The organism is Thermomonospora catenispora (assembly GCF_006363815.1).
GTDB classification, from domain to species: Bacteria; Actinomycetota; Actinomycetes; order Streptosporangiales; family Streptosporangiaceae; genus Thermomonospora; species Thermomonospora catenispora.
Window position 1 is genome coordinate 1 of sequence record NZ_RRYT01000099.1, and the last position, 587, is coordinate 587.

1 protein-coding gene is annotated in these 587 nt (G+C 69.7%); it reads right to left on the reverse strand.

Annotated elements, in window-relative coordinates:
• The coding region (locus tag EIO00_RS23995) for a hypothetical protein (RefSeq protein WP_140182720.1) at positions 1 to 573 on the reverse strand (573 nt) is incomplete at its 3' end.
• Positions 574 to 587 lie beyond the last annotated feature (14 nt).

The following is a 587-nucleotide window of genomic DNA, read 5'->3' on the forward strand; positions in this document are numbered from 1 at the left end:
GCCGTCCGGCGCGACGATGCGGATCGCGGGATCGCCGGGGGCCAGGCCCCGCTGCATCGAATCCTTGGTCCACTTGGTCCACGGCACCCGGAGGACGACCTCGCCGACGACCTCATGGTCCCGGTTCCGCAGGTGGTGCCGCCCGCTCACGGTGGCGATCCCGTGGGCGTCCACCGGCGGGTTCATCGCGTCCAGGGTCTGGTAGTGGTCGCTGAGCAGATATCCGAGCACGCCGCCGGAGGGGTCGACGACCGCGCTCTGCGGAATGGCGGGGTTGTCGACCAGCTTCTCCGCACGGTCGATGTAGAAGAGGGTCGAGTTCCGCACGTCCGTGACGCAGAACGTGATCCGCGGGACGTGGTACCGCGCCGCCTTGTAGAGGAGCCCCACCATCCCGTGGCGAACGAACCTCTTCAGGCGGGCGAGTCCGCGCGGCCCTCGCATCGACCTCCCGACGACCACCGGGGCGACCTGGGCGAGCACGGCGCCCGTGCCGGGGTCGGTCAATCGATAGTGCAGATCCTCGGGAAGCTCCGTGATCCCCAGTTGCGGGGCCTCGAACAGGCTCGCCATGAGCACCACCGTCC